Below are 15,324 nucleotides of genomic sequence, written 5' to 3' on the forward strand. Positions count from 1 at the left end.
ACGCTCCGCGTTATGGAAGGTGCCCTTCCTTCTGCTTACGGTTCGATGATCTGTTTTTGTGGACGCCTACGGCCCCTATAGGGGCATCCAGCGTCCGCAAAAACGGATCATCGTCCGGGCCAGCCTGCCGCGCGGAGGGCGGCGCGGACTGTTGCGAGGACCTCGTCCGGCTGGTTGCGGACGGCCCAGGCGGGGAAGCGCAGTACGCGGTCGCCCTTGACCCACAGCGCGTTCTGCCGCCGCATGTCGGCCCAGTACGCCCGCACGTCGAGATGCTGCGCGCCGTCGATCTCGGCGTGCACGCCGTAGGGCTCGAACAGCGCGTCCAGGTAGCGCTGCCGGCCGTCGCCGTCGCAACGGCTGACCTGCAACCGTGGACGGGGCAGGCCACCTCGCCGGCACAACGCCAGGAACTGTGCCTCCGGGAGCGACCCGGCCCCGCCGGCCGCATCGTTCACCGCGAGCGTGATCACCGGACGACGTCTCACGGAACTCAGCCGGGCCAGCACGGTGCGCAGGTCGGCGGCGTTGACCAGCCGCTGCTGGACGGCCGCCGCCACGAGGGCGCGGGCCTCGTCGTCGGAGCGTGCCCACTGTGCGGCGTCCACCACCGCACGAGCGGGCATCGTGCAGGGCGGGCTGCCGAGATCGTGCACCTCAGTGGCGTCCAGCAGCCTGGTGCGGTGGACGATCACGTCAGACGGCGTGTCCCGATCCCGTGCGGCGGACGGCATGAGCAGGTGAATCGCGTGGACGTGGAAGCCCCGCAGCCCGAACTGGGCGAGCGCCGTGCGGCCCGCGGTCACCGTGCCCTCCGGTCCGGCCAGCACGGCGATCCACCGGCGCTGGTCATCGTCACCGGGGGCGGACCGCAGCACGTACACGCCGCGCCGGGGACGCTGCCACCGTCCCGTGGCCAGCCGATGCCGGACGGCCTTCTCGGTGAAGTGAGCCAGGGCCTGCGTCCGGCTGAGCACGTCGTGCTGCCGGAAAAGCAGAAAGTCCAGATCGGACGAGTCGTCGTTCGGCACCGTGCGCACGTCCGAAGAGCCTACGACCATTGAGCAAGATCTGTTCTTGTGGACGACCGTAGCCCCTATGGGGGCCGTCAGCGACCACAAAAACAGATCTTGTTACGGGGTGCCGCAGTCAGGCGGTGGCGGGGCGGGTGGTGTGGCGGGTTTGGCGGCGCCAGTGCAGGGCGGCGGCGGCGCTGATGGCGATGCCGGTCGCGGCCGGGATGAAGGTCAGCCAGCTCAGCGAGTCCGGCGCGATGGCGGCCGCACCGATGGTGGCGTAGCTGAAGGATGACGGCAGCCCGCCCAGCGCGGTGCCCAGCAGGTAGTGCCGGAACCGCACCGACGTGGTGCCGTATGCGTACCCGACCAGCCCGAACGGGGCGATCGGCTGCAGCCGCACCACGATCACGGCGAGCAGGCCGCGCCGGGCCAGCCACCGGTCGAGCCGGGCCAGCCGGTCACCGGCGTGCGCGGCGACGAGGTCGCGCCCGGCCCAGTGCCCGGCGGCATAGGTGATCGTGGCCGCCAGCAGCGCCGCCGTCAGCGACCAGGCGGCCCCTCCGACCGCGCCGAACAGCGCCCCACAACCCAAGGAGATCGCGGTACGCGGCACCAGCGCGCACAGCAGCACCGTGCAGACCAGCACCGCGACCGCGGGCGCGGCCGGGCCGAGCTGGTCCACCCAGGCGGGCAGCTTCTCCAGCGGCAGCTTCCACGCGGCGAAGCCCGCCAGCCCCACGAACGCGGCCAGCGCGACCAGCCGCGGCCAGTGCCTGCCGCCCGCGCCCCCGTCCGTGGCGGAGCCGGTCCGAGCCGAGTTCGCTGCGCCGGTCTGTGAGCCGGTCCGAGCCGAGTCCGCTGCGCCGGTCTGAAGGACGGCCGGGGACGAACCGTGGCTGGCCGGTGCGGTGCCGCGCGGGACCGTGGCTGCGCCGGTCGCCGAGCTGTCGTCGGCTGAGTCCTTCCCCGTTGAGGCCGTGACCTCGGGTGGGGCGGTCACACGAGTCCCGCGGCGCCGAGGCGCTCGCCGCGGAGCCGGGTGGGCCAGGTGTCGTCGGGTGCGGCCAGCGACTCCTCGCCCGTGGCCCAGCGCAGCAGCAGGTCGGCCAGGGCCGGGTTGCGCGACAGGGCGGGGCCGTGGGAGTACGTGCCGATGACGGTGCCGGACCATACGCCCTCGGTCGCGCCGTCGTTGCCGATGCCGGCGCGCACCTTGGCCAGCGGCTTCACGCCGGGGCCGAGGTGGGTGCGGCCGCCGTGGTTCTCGAATCCGGTGAGCATGGGCAGGCCCAGCGCCGGGTCGATGTCGCCGGCCAGTTCGCCGACGGCGCGGGTGGGGCCGCGGTCGGAGTGCAGGTCGACCAGGCCCAGCCCGTCGCACTTGGCACCCTTGGCGAAGAAGCTGGTGCCGAGCAGTTGGTATCCGGCACAGACGGCGAACACGACCGCGCGCCGGTCCACGGCCCGGTGCAGGCCGCGGTCGGCCGCCAGCCGCTGGGCGGCCAGCGCCTGCGGGCCGTCCTCGCCGCCGCCGATGAGGTAGATGTCGCCGTAGGGCAGGGCCTGGTCGGAACGCACCTCGACGGTGTCCACGGGGATGCCGCGCATCCTGGCCCGGTGCGCCAGGATCAGCATGTTGCCGCGGTCGCCGTAGGTGGACAGCAGGTCGGGGTAGACCCAGACGATCTGGAGTGCGCTAGACAACTCGATCCAACTCCGCTCGGATGTCCTGGAAGGCGGTGTAGTTCGCGATCACTTCCAGGCGGCCGGGCGGCACCGCCGCGACAGCCTCGTCGAATGACTTCACGTGGGTGAAGGGGACGTCGTTGACCTCCAGCCGTACGGCGAGGTCGTAGGCGCGGTCGCCGGTGATCAGGACCTGGCGGCCGCGCAGCGGGGCGAAGTCGACGTCGAACAGCCAGCTGGTGTCGAAGCCGTCGGGGTCCCGCGCGTTGATCGACAGCAGGGTCGGCTGCTCCTCGGCCATGTCGAAGGCCTCCAGCCAGCTGGCCGGGTTCTTGGCCAGCAGCAGGCGGATGTTGCGCCCGTCCCGGTCGACCTGGGCGTAGCGCCCGGCCACGCTGGCGACCTCGGCCAACCGGGGCGCGGCGTCGGCGGGGGAGACCCCGAAGCGGTGCGCGACGGCCAGCGCGGTGGCCGCGTTACCGACGTTGACCTTGCCGGGGAGCTGGAGCTTGACCTCGTGGCGTACGCCGTCGGGGTCGATCACGCCGGACTCGTCGACGGTCCACTGGGGTTCCGGGCGGACCAGGTCGCCGGTGGCGCAGCGCCACGCGTCCTCGTCGGCCTCGTCGCGCTCGATGTGCGCGCCGCAGGCCGGGCAGACGTGGGCGTCCTCGCGCCAGCGCTGACCGGCGGAGAACCAGGTGACCCGGCCCGCACCGGCGGCGGCGTGCGCGGCGGCGGCGTAGACGACCATCGGGTCGTCGGCGTTGGCGACCACGTGCACGTCGGGGTGGTCGGCGAGCGCGACGCGCCACAGCTGCGCCATCATCGCCACCTCCTTGGCCCGGTCGAGCTGGTCGCGGGACAGGTTCAGCAGTGCCACGACCAGCGGCGTGGTCGCCCGCAGCACCTGCGCGAGGTAGTGCTCGTCGACCTCCAGCACCGCGTACGGCGTGGCGCCGGCGCGGGCGAGGGCGGAGGTGTGGCCGGTGGGCATGTTCGCGCCGAACGAGTTCGTGGCGACCTCTCCGAGCACGCCGACCGCCGCGGCGGTGAACCGCGTGGTGGTGGTCTTGCCGTTGGTGCCGGAGACCAGCGCTATGCGCCGCCCGGCCGCCAGGTGGGCCAGCAGGTCGGGGTCGATCATCATGCCCAGTCGCCCGCCGATGACCGATCCGTCGCCCCGGCCGGTGGCGCGCGAGAGCGCGGCGGCGGTGCGCGAGACCGATGCCGCGAGCGAGGCCCGCAGCGGCAGCTTGTTCTCCGTCACGCCGGAGAGGCTACCTGACTCCCGGACGGCGTCAGGCCTGTGGCGTGAACCACTGCCCCGCTTCCTGTTTTCCCTGCGTATTGCGCGAATCGGGTCTCAAAGGGTAAAACGATACAGCGGCTGTGCGCGACCGCGCACCACGTGCCGGGTGGCGAGCACTTGGCACAGTGGTGGGCCGCACCCCTGGAAGGACATCGCTGTGCTCGAACTCCCCGAGCGGCGTCCGGCTCGTCTGCTGCTGGGCCTGGGCGCCGGTATCGCCGCGGTCAGCCTGCTCGGCGCACCGACCGCCAAACCCGCCCCCACCACCGCCAAGACCTCGGCGAGCGCGACCGCCCAGCCCGACGGGCAGTCCCGCCGCGACCAGCGCCGACCCGCCGGCCAGGACGCCACGGTCGGCGACGAGGCCGCCGAGGTCCCCGCCGAACGCGCCGAGGATCGCGCCGACGACGACGAAGCCACCGAGGACTGACCGCGCTCGCGGCGGTCTGCCCGCAAGAATCGCCGGTTCGCGGCGAGAGCGCACCGGTTCGCGCGGCAAGATCGCGGTTTGGCGTCGACATCTGCGGTCTGACTCCACTTTTGGACACGAAACGCCGATCATCACCTCGGAACAACACAGAGCGGACCCCGTAACCGACGGGGGATCGACGGTCATATAACTAAGTGGTACCCAGAGATAGCTGCCAAGCACCCTCTGTCACCGCATTTTCACCTCCGGGTGACTCTGCGGAGACGGAGGGTGCTTTTTCCTGGGGTCACTCCGGGTGTCAAAAAGATGACCTTGGTAACGCGCCGCGCCGCCCTCCACTGGTCGTTTGCGGCCATGAGCTGCGCCTATGTGGAGCGAAACCCCACCCGGAAGGCTGAATCCGCATTGACCGTGGAGGGAAGTGGAGTAAAGTGGGGCGCAATGGCGGGCCGGATGGTCCGCCGGCCCCGGAGGCAACGCACGGCGACTCGTCCGCGAAACGAGACGGCGGCGGTGTCGGCGCTGGAGGGGGTGGGGGCCGTTGTTCCTGGGCACCCATACTCCCCGGCTCGACGACAAGGGCCGGCTGATCCTGCCCGCTCGGTTCCGTGACGAGCTGGCAGGAGGTGTCGTGATCACCAAAGGGCAGGAGCGCTGTCTCTACGTCTTTCCGACGCCGGAGTTCCAGCGCATCGCGGGCCAGTTGGCCGAGGCTCCGATGACGCACAAGGCGGCCCGTGCCTACAGCCGGGTCTTCTTCGCGAGCGCGCACGACGAGATCCCCGACAAGCAGGGCCGGGTAACCATCCCGGGCCACCTGCGGGAGTACGCGGGACTGGATCGGGATCTCGTGGTCATCGGCGCCAGCACCCGCGTCGAGGTCTGGGACAAGCAGGCGTGGGACGACTACCTCGCGGCGAACGAGGACGAGTTCGCCGACATCGAGGAGGGGGTGCTGCCCGGCGGTCTGTGAGGACGGGGGTCCGGCACACGTTCGACGGCCGGGCTCGGAAGTCGTACCGCGAGATCTCCACCCGCTCCGGCACCTGGCGTCACTTCCCCGACGCCAGGCGCATCGCTCTCATCCTCGGCCGCGACGAGGGTGGGAACGGGGAAGCGGTTGGGGATCTGGCGGTACGACGAGGCACAGCGAAAACAGGGGGGTCGAGATGGTGGAGCCGCGTGGCGTACACGTGCCGGTTCTGCTTGATCGATGCCTGGAGTTGCTGGCCCCCGCCCTGGACCGGCCGGGTCACGCACCCGGCGGGCGCACCGTCTACGTCGACGGCACCACCGGGCTCGGCGGCCACGCCGAGGCCGTGCTGCTGGCGCACCCGAACACGATCCTGGTCGGGCTCGACCGCGACACCGAGGCGCTGGCCCACTCGCAGCGCCGGCTGGAGCGGTTCGGCGACCGGGTGCACCTGGTGCACGCGGTCTACGACGAGTTGCCGCTGGTGCTGAGCAAGCTCGGCCTGGAGAAGGTCGACGGGGTGCTGTTCGACCTCGGGGTGTCGTCGCTGCAACTGGACGAGGCCGACCGCGGGTTCGCCTACGCCCAGGACGCGCCGCTCGACATGCGCATGGACCAGACCAGGGGCGTCACCGCCCAGGAGATCGTCAACAGCTACTCCCACCCGGACCTGACCCGCGTGCTGCGGGTGTACGGGGAGGAGAAGTTCGCGTCCAGGATCGCGGCGGCGATCCTGCGCGAGCGCGACAAGGCGCCGATCACGTCATCGGCCCTGCTGGCCGAGCTGGTGCGGGACTCGATCCCGGCACCGGCCCGGCGTACCGGGGGACATCCGGCCAAGCGGACGTTCCAAGCGCTGCGCATCGAGGTCAACGGCGAGCTGTCCACGTGGGAGCGTGCCCTGCCCGCCGCGATCGACGTGCTGGAGCCCGGGGGTCGGGTGGTGGTGCTGTCGTACCACTCACTCGAGGACCGGATCACCAAGCAGGCCTTCGCGGCCCGCGCCCGCAGCACCGGACCGGTGGATCTGCCGGTCGAGCTGCCGGGCACCGGGCCGACGCTGCGCCTGCTGACCAAGGGCGGGGCCGAGATGGCCTCCGAGGCCGAGGTGGCCCGCAATCCGCGGGCGGCGTCGGTGCGGATGCGGGCCGTGCAGTTGATCGAGGACGAAGGTGCCCGCCGGAACGGGGCCGAGGTCGGGCGACCGGCCAAGAAGGCCGCGAAGCGGGCTCCGCGTGACACAGACCAGGGTCCCTGACCGGGGGACCGGCAAGCTGCGAGCAAAGGGGGTAGGGATGAACGTGACACCGCTGCGGGCATCGCGCCGCAGCACAACGCCAGCGCAGGGGGCGTCGCGACCGGGGGGTCGGGCCGCGAACCTCGATGCGAGGGCGATGGAGGAAGGCCGTTCCGGGGATCGCTACCGGACGGTGGGCAGTGCCGCGCTGGCGGTGCAGCCGGAGGCCGTGTCGTCGCCGGAAGCGCGGCGGCCGCGGCTGCGGCTGGCTCCGCCGGTGCCGGTGGCGGCGCCGCGAACGCCGTTCGTGTTGCTCATCGTGCTGGTCGTGGTCGCCGGGGTGCTCGGCATCCTGGTGCTCAACACCAAGATCGCCGAGGGCGGCATCCAGCTGACCGATCTGAAGAAGCAGCAGGCGCAACTCGACCTGCGCGAGCAGCAGATCACGCAGGAGATCACGGAAGCGGAGTCGCCGGGTCGCCTGGAGGCGGCGGCCAAGCGGCTGGGCCTGGTCCCGGCGGGTTCGCCCGCCTTCATCCGGCTGCCCGACGGCAAGATCATCGGGGTACCGCAGCCGGCCACCGGCAAGCCGAGCATCACCAGCCAGTGAGCGTAGGGCTCCGGCATGGCCCCCACGCGGGGCCGTGCCGGAGCCTGTCCGCAGGTAGGGCGTAGAAGGGGCGACGATGGCGCGACGCGACACCGACGAGCCGGAGGACCGCGGCCGCAACCGCCGCAGCGGCATCGGCGACGCGCGGGCCTTCACGCCGCGCGGCCGGACCACCCGCGACGGCGGCACCGGCGACGGCGCGGACGCCGCGGCGGACCCGCAGGCCGATGCCGAACTGCAGCGCCGCCGGGCCGAGCTGCGCATGGTGCGCGGCGGCCGGGCCGAGGAGGGCCGCCCGCCGCAGCGCCTGGGCCGCGTCACCGGCGCCCCCGCGAACCGCCGCCCGCGCCGCGCGCAGGAAGATCCGGACCTCGGTGACGGCGACTTCGACGTCGAGCCGCCGCCCCGCCGCCGGACCGCACCCGCGGGCCGCGGCCGTCCCGACCGCGAATTCATCGGGCGTACGCAGGCCGCCCGCGCCCGGGAGCCGCGCCGCGCGGACCGGCCGGCCGCCGGACGCAGCCGTCCCCAGGACCGCCGCCAGCGCCCCGCCGCCCCGCCGCCCGACCCGCCGAAGATGGGCGAGCCGCGCCGCCGGCTGCGCCTGGCCACCGCCCTGGCGCTGCTGCTGTTCGCGGCGATCGGCGTGCGGCTGGTGCAGTTCCAGCTCGCCGACGCGCCCGCGTTCGCCGCGCAGGGGCTGGAGGACCGGCTCGACAAGATCACGTTGCCCGCGCCGCGTGGCTCGATCTTCGACAGCACCGGCGCGGTGCTGGCCAAGAGCGTGGAGGCGCGCTTCGTCGCGGTCGACCCCGAGCTGGTCGAGGAGCCCAAGGCGACGGCCGGGCTGCTCGCGCCGCTGCTGGGCAAGGCGCCCTCGGAGATCGAGCCGCTGCTGCAGAAGGGCAAGCAGGAGGTCAGCGGTAAACCCGTCCGCTTCCGCTGGCTGCTACGCGGGCTGAACGTGGACGACGCGAACATGGTGCGCGCGCTCAAACTCAAGGGCATCATCGTCGACCGCGACGAGCGGCGCGACCTGCCGGGGCACGACCTGGCAGCCAACCTCATCGGGTTCACCGGCACCGACCTCAACGGCCTGGCCGGGGTCGAGGCACGCTACGACCAGGTGCTGCGCGGCCGCAACGGGCAGCTGCGGTACGAGACCGGCAACGGCGACCTGAACAAGCCCATCCCCGGCGGGTTCCGCCAGGAGATCAAGGCGCAGCCGGGCAGCTCGCTGATGCTGACCATCGACCGCGACGTGCAGTTCCAGGCGCAGCACATCCTGTTCGAGGGGATGAAGAAGGTCAAGGCGGTCTGGGGCGCGGCGGTGGTGCTCGACACGAGCACCGGCGAGGTCGTCGCGCAGGCCAGCTACCCGACGTTCGACGCGGCCAACCACAGCGCCGCCAAACCCGAGGAGCTGGCCGACAACGCCACCTCGGTGGTGGTCGACCCGGGTTCGGTGCACAAGGCGATCGTGCTGTCGGCGGCGCTGCAGGAGGGTGTGATCGAGCCCGACTCGACGGTGAAGATCGGCCCGTCGATCAAGAAGGGCAACCAGGTCTACTGGGACACCCACCAGTTCGCCGAGGGCACCAAGATCACGCTGCCGGGCCTGATGGCGTTCTCGTCGAACGTGGCCACCATCAAGGTCGCCGAGAAACTGGGCGCGGAGAAGCTGTACGAGTACCAGAAGCTGTTCGGGCTCGGCCAGCCCACCGGTATCGGGGTGCCCGGCGAGTCGTCGGGCCAGTTGCAGCCCCCCGAGAACTGGAGCGGCACCTCGTACGGTTCGATCCCGATCGGCCACGAGATGGCGGTGACGCCGCTGCAGATGGCGGCGGCGTACGCGGCGATCGCCAACGACGGCGTCTGGGTGCAGCCGCACCTGATCAAGAAGACCATCGCGCCCGACGGCAAGGTGACGCTGCCCGCGCCGGTCAAGTCGCACCGGGTGATCAGCGCCGAGAACGCCGCCGCGCTGCGCGAGATCATGGAGGCGGTGACCACCGTCGACCAGGCCACCGGCCGCTCGGCGGCGCTGCCCGGCTACCGCATCTCCGGCAAGACCGGCACCGGTTCGCAGGTGCTCAACGGCAAGTACGTCAAGGGCGAGGTGGGCTCGTTCATCGGCATGGCCCCGGCGGAGAACCCGCGCTACGTGGTGGCCGTGTTCGTCAAGACGCCGGGCGTCGGGGCGGGCGGCAAGGTCGCCGGGCCGGCCTTCCGCGACATCATGGCGTTCACGCTGCGGCACTTCAAGGTGCTGCCGAGCACCATCGCCTCGCCCAAGTTCGTCACGACTTACTGATTCATGTCATTAGAAGTCAGACACAGCGGGCACAGGTGTGCGGTGGGTCATGAGCCAGCGGGTAAGGTCTGACGCCGTGCCCGGGAAACTCAGCTCCACCGCCGCCCCGCTGCGGCCCGCCCGCGTGGCGCCGGTCGGCCTCGCCACGCTCGCGAGCCTGTCCGAGGCCGTCTGCGCGGCCCCGCCCGAGGCGCTGGCGGCCGAGGTCACCGGCATCACCCACGCCGGTGACCAGGTGCGGCCCGGTGACCTGTACGCGGCGCTGCCCGGCTCGCGCCGCCACGGCGCGGAGTTCATCGGCCAGGCGCTGGCCGCCGGAGCGGTCGCCGTGCTGACCGACGCCGCCGGAGCCGCCCATCCGGGGGCCGCCCCCGCGCTCGCGGCCGGGGTGCCCGTGCTCGTCGTCGCGGACGCCCGGGAGGCGCTGGGACCGGTCGCCGACGCCGTCTACGGCTCGCCCACCGCCGCGCTGACCGTCATCGGCCTGACCGGCACCGCCGGCAAGACCTCCACCGCGTACCTCGTCGAGTCCGGGCTGCGCGCCGCCGGGCACGTCACCGGCCTGATCGGCACCGTGGAGACCCGGCTCGGCGAGCTGACCGTGACCAGCGTGCGCACCACCCCCGAGGCGACCGACCTGCACGCGCTGTTCGCGCTGGCGCGGGACAACGGCGTCACCGCCGTGGTGATGGAGGTGTCCAGCCACGCGCTGAAGCTGGGCCGGGTCGGCGGGGTGCGCTTCGCCGTCGGCGGATACACCAACTTCGGCTCCGACCACTTGGACTTCCACCCCGACAGCGAGGACTACTTCCGGGCCAAGGCGCGGCTGTTCGACGGCCGCTGCCGGGTCGAGGTGCTCAACTTCGACGACCCGGCCCTGCTGCCACTGCGCCGCCCCGCCACCGTCACCTACTCGGCGCTCGGCGACCCCGCTGCCACCTGGCGCGCCGCCGACGTCGCCGAGCAGGACTTCGGCCAGCGCTTCACCGCGCTCGGCCCGTCCGGCCCGGTGCCCGCCGGAGTACGCCTGCCCGGCCTGCACAACGTCGCCAACGCGCTGCTGGCGCTGGCCTGCCTCACCGCGGTCGGGGTCGACCCGCGCACCGCCGCCGACGGCATCGCCGCCTGTCCGGGGGTGCCCGGTCGGCTGGAGCAGGTCGACGCGCCCGGCCCGGTGGTCGGCGTCGTCGACTACGCGCACAAGGTCGGCGCGATCGAGGCCGCACTGCTGGCGCTGCGCTCGCTGGCCGACGCCCGCGGCGGCCGCCTGATCTGCGTGCTCGGCGCGGGCGGCGACCGCGACACCGGCAAGCGCCCGCTGATGGGGCAGGCCGGGGCACGCGGCTCCGACCTGCTCATCGTCACCGACGACAACCCGCGCACCGAGGACCCGGCGGTGGTCCGCCGGGGCGTCCTCGCGGGCACGGCGGGGTTCGCGGCCGAGGTCGTGGAGATCGCCGGTCGCCGGGCCGCCATCGCCGAGGCCGTGGAGCGGGCCAAGGACGGCGACGTCGTCGCGCTGCTCGGCAAGGGCCACGAGACCGGCCAGGAGGTCGGCGCCGAGGTGCTGCCCTTCGACGACCGGATCGAACTGGCCGCCGCGCTGACCGCCCGCTTCGGCGCGGGCACCGGGCCGCGGGGCGCGGCCGACCAACAGCACCCGGCCGACGCGGCCGCCGAGCAGGAGGAGGGCCGATGATCCCGCTGACCCTGGCCGAGATCGCCGCCGCCGTCGACGGCACGCTGCACGGCGGCGACCCGCAGGCGCGGGTGACCGGCACCGTGGAGTTCGACTCCCGCAAACTCGCGCCCGGCGGCCTGTTCGTCGCGTTCGCGGGAGAGAAGGCCGACGGGCACGACTTCGCCCCGGCCGCCGCCACCGCCGGTGCGGCCGCGCTGCTCGGCACGCGCCCGGTCGCGGAGCTGCCGTCGATCGTGGTCGCCGACCCGCTGGCCGCGATGGCCCGGCTGGCCCGCGCCGTGCTGGACCGCCTCGACACGACGGTCGTGGCGATCACCGGCTCGTCGGGCAAGACGACCACCAAGGACCTGATCGGCGGGCTGCTGAGCGGGCTCGGCCCGACCGTGGCCCCGCCGGGCACGTTCAACAACGAGCTGGGGCTGCCGTACACGGCGCTGAAAGCCGACACGGACACCAGGTTCCTGGTGCTGGAGATGGGCGCGCGCGGCATCGGGCACATCAAGGACCTCTGCGAGATCGCCCCGCCGCACATCGGCGTGGTGGTCAACGTCGGGGTGGCGCACATCGGCGAGTTCGGCTCGGTCGAGGGCATCGCCCTGGCCAAGTCCGAGATCGTGCAGGCCCTGCCCGCAGCCGGCCTGGCCGTGCTCAACGGCGACGACCCGCGGGTGGCGGCGATGGCGGGCGTCACCGCCGCGCCGTCGGTGCTGGTGGGTCAGGCTGACAACGCGGACCTGCGGGCCGTGGACGTGGAACTGGACGGGCGCGGGCGTCCCTCGTACACCGTGGTGCGAGGAAGCGAGTCCGCGCGCGTGGAGCTGGGTCTGACCGGCGCCCACCAGGTCGGCAACACGCTGCTGGCCGCGGCGGTCGCGCTGCGCTGTGGCATGCCGTGGGCCGAACTGCCCGCGGCGCTGGCCCGGTTGCGCGCCGTGTCGACCCGAAGGATGGATGTTTTCGACCGTGCCGACGGTGTCACGGTCATCGACGACTCGTACAACGCGAATCCGGCCTCGACCGCGGCGGCGCTGCGCGCGCTGCGCACCCTCGGCGGCGCAGGTCAGGACGAACGGCGCACCGTGGCGGTGCTCGGCTACCACGCCGAGCTCGGTCCCGCGGAGCGCGACGGCCACGCGGAGGTGGGAGCGCTGGCGGCTACGCTCGGCGTCGGCCTGCTCATCGTGGTGGGCGAGTCAGCCGCGCCGATCCTCGACGGCGCGGCCTCCGTGCGGCATTGGGAAGGTGAGTCGGTGCTGGTCAGCGATCAGGCCGCGGCGATCGGCGTGCTGCGGGAGCGGCTGCGGTCCGCAGACGTCGTGCTGGTGAAGGGTTCGCGATACCGAACCTGGGATGTGGTGGACGCACTGCGCGAGACGCGCGCCCTCGCGGGCGCGAGTGACGGAGACGGCCACCGATGAGATCGATCATCGTCGCGATCCTGGTGGCGTTCGCGGTATCCCTCTTCGGCACCCCCCTAGCCATCAAAGCGTTCACCCGGCTCAAGGCCGGGCAGCCCATCCGCACGGACGGGCCGCAGTCCCACCTGTCCAAGAAGGGCACGCCCACGATGGGCGGCGTGGTGTTCATCTTCGGCACGGTCATCGCGTACGTGGTGGCCCACCTGAGCCTGACCACCCTGCCCGAGAAGCAGATCGCCCAGATCACGCCGACCATCACCGCGCTGGTACTGCTGGGCCTGTTCGTGTTCTCCGGCGCGGTCGGCTTCATCGACGACTTCCTCAAGGTGCGCCGACGTAACAGCGGCGGCCTGAACAAGCGCGGCAAGCTGCTCGGTCAGCTGCTGGTCGGCGCGGTGTTCGGCGTCATCGCGCTGAGCGACCCCGGCTCGAACACCGAGACCGTCGGCTCGACCAAGCTCTCGTTCATTCGCGACATCGACTGGCTGGACATCGGCAAGGTCGGCGCGATCATCCTGTTCGTGGCGGTGGTGCTCGGCGCCACCAACGGCGTGAACCTGACCGACGGCCTGGACGGCCTGGCCACCGGCACCTCGGTGATGGTGCTGGGGGCGTACAGCTTCATCGCGGCCTGGCAGTACCAGCACTGGTGCGCCGACACGTCCGGCTACGCGTCCAACGCGAGCAACTACTGCTACGCGGTCCGCGACCCGCTGGAGGTGGCGATGATCGCCGCCGCGGCGGCCGGGGCGCTGGTCGGCTTCCTGTGGTGGAACACCTCGCCCGCCCGCATCTTCATGGGCGACACCGGCTCGATGGCGCTCGGCGGCCTCATCGCGGGCCTGGCCATGTCGACGCGCACGCTGCTGCTGCTGCTCATCATCGGCGGCCTGTTCGTCATCATCACGATGTCGGTGGTGATCCAGGTGATCTCGTTCCGGACGACCGGAAAACGTGTCTTCCGCATGTCGCCGCTGCAACACCACTTCGAGTTGGCAGGCTGGAGCGAGGTCAACATCGTCGTCCGGTTCTGGATCGTGGGCGGCATCGGCGTGGCGATCGGCCTGGGCATCTTCTACAGCGACTTCCTGCGTGTGATGGGGTGACATCGATGTACGAGGGCCGTTCGGTGCTGGTGGCCGGGGCGCGGGTGGCCGGAGCCGCCTGCGCCACCGCCCTGGCGGGCCTCGGCGCCAAGGTGACGCTGGTCGACCGGGCCGCCTCGGCGGAGACCGAGCGGCTCGCCGAGGCCGGCTTCACCGTGGTCATCGGCGAGCCCGACCCCGGGCAGCTGCTGTCCGGGATCGACGACCTCGTCGTGTCCCCGGGATTCCCGCCGCACCACCCGCTGGCGCGGGCGGCCGCGGCCGCCGGGATCGACGTGTACAGCGAGCCGGAGCTGGCCTGGCGGCTGCGCAAGCCGGACGGGCCGCGCTGGCTGGCGGTCACCGGCACCAACGGCAAGACCACCACGGTCACCATGCTGGCCTCGATCCTCGGCGCGGCCGGGCTGCGCACCGCGGCGCTGGGCAACATCGGCGTGCCGCTGGTCGACGCCCAGGCCGGCGGCCCCGGCGGCTACGAGGTGCTGGCCGTCGAACTGTCCAGCTTCCAGCTGCACTGGTCGTCGACGCTGGCCCCGCACGGCGGCGCGCTGCTCAACCTCGCCGACGACCACCTGGACTGGCACGGCGGCTTTGACCACTACGCGGCGGCCAAGACGACCGTATGGCGCTCGGCGGCCACCGGCGGCACCGCGGTCGGCAACCTCGACGACCCGCGCGTCAGGGCGCTGCTGGAGGGCCTGCACGCGACCGGCGTGCCCGGCCGCGTCATCGGGTTCACCCTCGACGTGCCGCCGCGCGGCTGCGTGGGCGTGGTCGAGGACGTGCTCGTGGACCGCACCGGCGACGGCGACGCCCACGAGCTGGCCACCCTGGCAGACATCCGCCCGGTCGGCGCGCACAACGTGGCCAACGCCCTGGCCGCCGCCGCGCTGGCGCTGTCGGTCGGCGTCCCGCACGAGGCGATCCAGCGCGGCCTGGCCGGGTACGTGCCCGAGCCGCACCGCAACGCGAAGGTCGCGACGGTCGGCGGCGTGACCTGGGTCGACGACAGCAAGGCGACCAACCCGCACGCCGCCCAGGCGTCGCTGACGTCGTACGAGCGGATCGTGTGGGTGGCCGGGGGACAGCTCAAGGGCGTCGACATCGACGAGCTCACGGCGCGGATCGCGCCCCGGCTGGCCGGTGCGGTGCTGCTGGGCGTGGACCGGGCCGAGATCGCCGCGGCACTCGCGCGACACGCGCCGCACCTGCCCGTGGTGGACGTCGCCCGCACGGATGATGGGGCGATGGCGGAGGTCGTGCACGCGGCCGCCCGGCTGGCGCAGCCGGGCGACACGGTCCTGCTCGCGCCCGCCGCCGCCTCCCTGGACATGTACCCGAGCTACGCCCGCCGCGGCGACGCGTTCGCCGAAGCGGTCCACGCCCTACCGACCCCAGCGAGCTGACCCGTTTTGTATCGACGCTGGCCTATCACATCGAAATAAACGAGATCAAACTCGATGTGATAGGCCAGCGTCGATCCCAAGCGGGGTCGGGCGCGCCAGCCGACTCGGCCG

General features: G+C 72.6%; 11 protein-coding genes and 2 pseudogenes. 9 read left to right on the forward strand and 4 right to left on the reverse strand.

Annotation, left to right across the window (positions count from 1 at the left end; translation table 11 throughout):
• Window positions 1-107: 107 nt before the first annotated feature.
• From HAV40_RS17245 to HAV40_RS17260, 4 genes are all read right to left on the reverse strand, one after another.
• Window positions 108-1,040 (reverse strand): DUF559 domain-containing protein, encoded by a 933-nt coding sequence (locus HAV40_RS17245; RefSeq protein WP_239085815.1) that lies wholly within the window; start codon window positions 1,038-1,040, stop codon window positions 108-110.
• 109 nt (window positions 1,041-1,149) lie between these two features.
• The gene (locus HAV40_RS17250; RefSeq protein WP_166382416.1) at window positions 1,150-2,019 is read right to left on the reverse strand and encodes a TVP38/TMEM64 family protein; all 870 of its coding nucleotides are present in this window, start codon (window positions 2,017-2,019) and stop codon (window positions 1,150-1,152) included.
• A complete protein-coding gene (locus HAV40_RS17255; RefSeq protein WP_409364927.1) occupies window positions 2,016-2,723 on the reverse strand; it encodes a type 1 glutamine amidotransferase in 708 nt (235 codons plus the stop codon). The genes HAV40_RS17250 and HAV40_RS17255 overlap by 4 nt, the downstream gene beginning before the upstream one ends.
• Window positions 2,716-3,960, reverse strand: coding sequence for a MurT ligase domain-containing protein (locus HAV40_RS17260; protein ID WP_166382657.1), 1,245 nt, complete (start codon window positions 3,958-3,960; stop codon window positions 2,716-2,718). The genes HAV40_RS17255 and HAV40_RS17260 overlap by 8 nt, the downstream gene beginning before the upstream one ends.
• Window positions 3,961-4,174: 214 nt before the next feature.
• Here HAV40_RS17260 and HAV40_RS17265 point away from each other — a divergent pair, with 214 nt between their 5' ends.
• From HAV40_RS17265 to murD, 9 genes and pseudogenes are all read left to right on the forward strand, one after another.
• Window positions 4,175-4,447: a hypothetical protein gene (locus HAV40_RS17265; RefSeq protein WP_166382418.1), complete on the forward strand. Its 273-nt coding sequence runs from the start codon at window positions 4,175-4,177 to the stop codon at window positions 4,445-4,447.
• A 541-nt stretch (window positions 4,448-4,988) separates the two neighbouring features.
• Window positions 4,989-5,420 carry a division/cell wall cluster transcriptional repressor MraZ gene (mraZ, locus tag HAV40_RS17270; protein ID WP_166382420.1) on the forward strand — a complete coding sequence of 144 codons (432 nt, stop codon included), beginning with the start codon at window positions 4,989-4,991 and terminating at the stop codon, window positions 5,418-5,420.
• Window positions 5,421-5,616: 196 nt separating this feature from the next.
• Window positions 5,617-6,571: pseudogene (rsmH, locus tag HAV40_RS17275) on the forward strand (16S rRNA (cytosine(1402)-N(4))-methyltransferase RsmH); the annotation flags it as partial.
• A 144-nt stretch (window positions 6,572-6,715) separates the two neighbouring features.
• Window positions 6,716-7,267, forward strand: a complete 552-nt coding sequence (ftsL, locus tag HAV40_RS17280; RefSeq protein WP_239085813.1) for a cell division protein FtsL — start codon at window positions 6,716-6,718, stop codon at window positions 7,265-7,267.
• 76 nt (window positions 7,268-7,343) lie between these two features.
• Window positions 7,344-9,581, forward strand: a complete 2,238-nt coding sequence (locus HAV40_RS17285) for a peptidoglycan D,D-transpeptidase FtsI family protein (protein ID WP_239085812.1) — start codon at window positions 7,344-7,346, stop codon at window positions 9,579-9,581.
• A gap of 37 nt (window positions 9,582-9,618) precedes the next feature.
• A pseudogene (locus tag HAV40_RS17290) lies at window positions 9,619-11,220 on the forward strand (UDP-N-acetylmuramoyl-L-alanyl-D-glutamate--2,6-diaminopimelate ligase); the annotation flags it as partial.
• Window positions 11,221-11,276: 56 nt separating this feature from the next.
• Window positions 11,277-12,701 (forward strand): UDP-N-acetylmuramoyl-tripeptide--D-alanyl-D-alanine ligase, encoded by a 1,425-nt coding sequence (locus HAV40_RS17295; RefSeq protein WP_166382427.1) that lies wholly within the window; start codon window positions 11,277-11,279, stop codon window positions 12,699-12,701.
• Window positions 12,698-13,807 (forward strand): phospho-N-acetylmuramoyl-pentapeptide-transferase, encoded by a 1,110-nt coding sequence (mraY, locus tag HAV40_RS17300; protein ID WP_166382429.1) that lies wholly within the window; start codon window positions 12,698-12,700, stop codon window positions 13,805-13,807. Before HAV40_RS17295 ends, mraY begins: the two co-directional genes overlap by 4 nt.
• Before the next feature lie 5 nt (window positions 13,808-13,812).
• Window positions 13,813-15,213 (forward strand): UDP-N-acetylmuramoyl-L-alanine--D-glutamate ligase, encoded by a 1,401-nt coding sequence (murD, locus tag HAV40_RS17305; protein WP_166382431.1) that lies wholly within the window; start codon window positions 13,813-13,815, stop codon window positions 15,211-15,213.
• The last annotated feature ends 111 nt before the right edge of the window (window positions 15,214-15,324 follow it).

The sequence above is a fragment of the Catellatospora methionotrophica genome (assembly GCF_011297335.1).
Taxonomy (GTDB): domain Bacteria; phylum Actinomycetota; class Actinomycetes; order Mycobacteriales; family Micromonosporaceae; genus Catellatospora; species Catellatospora methionotrophica.

Coding starts and splice junctions, on each gene's coding strand:
- ftsL (WP_239085813.1), top strand. CDS start 6,716: ATGAACGTGACACCGCTGCGGGCATCGCGCCGCAGCACAACGCCAGCG.
- HAV40_RS17285 (WP_239085812.1), top strand. CDS start 7,344: ATGGCGCGACGCGACACCGACGAGCCGGAGGACCGCGGCCGCAACCGC.
- HAV40_RS17295 (WP_166382427.1), top strand. CDS start 11,277: ATGATCCCGCTGACCCTGGCCGAGATCGCCGCCGCCGTCGACGGCACG.
- mraY (WP_166382429.1), top strand. CDS start 12,698: ATGAGATCGATCATCGTCGCGATCCTGGTGGCGTTCGCGGTATCCCTC.
- murD (WP_166382431.1), top strand. CDS start 13,813: ATGTACGAGGGCCGTTCGGTGCTGGTGGCCGGGGCGCGGGTGGCCGGA.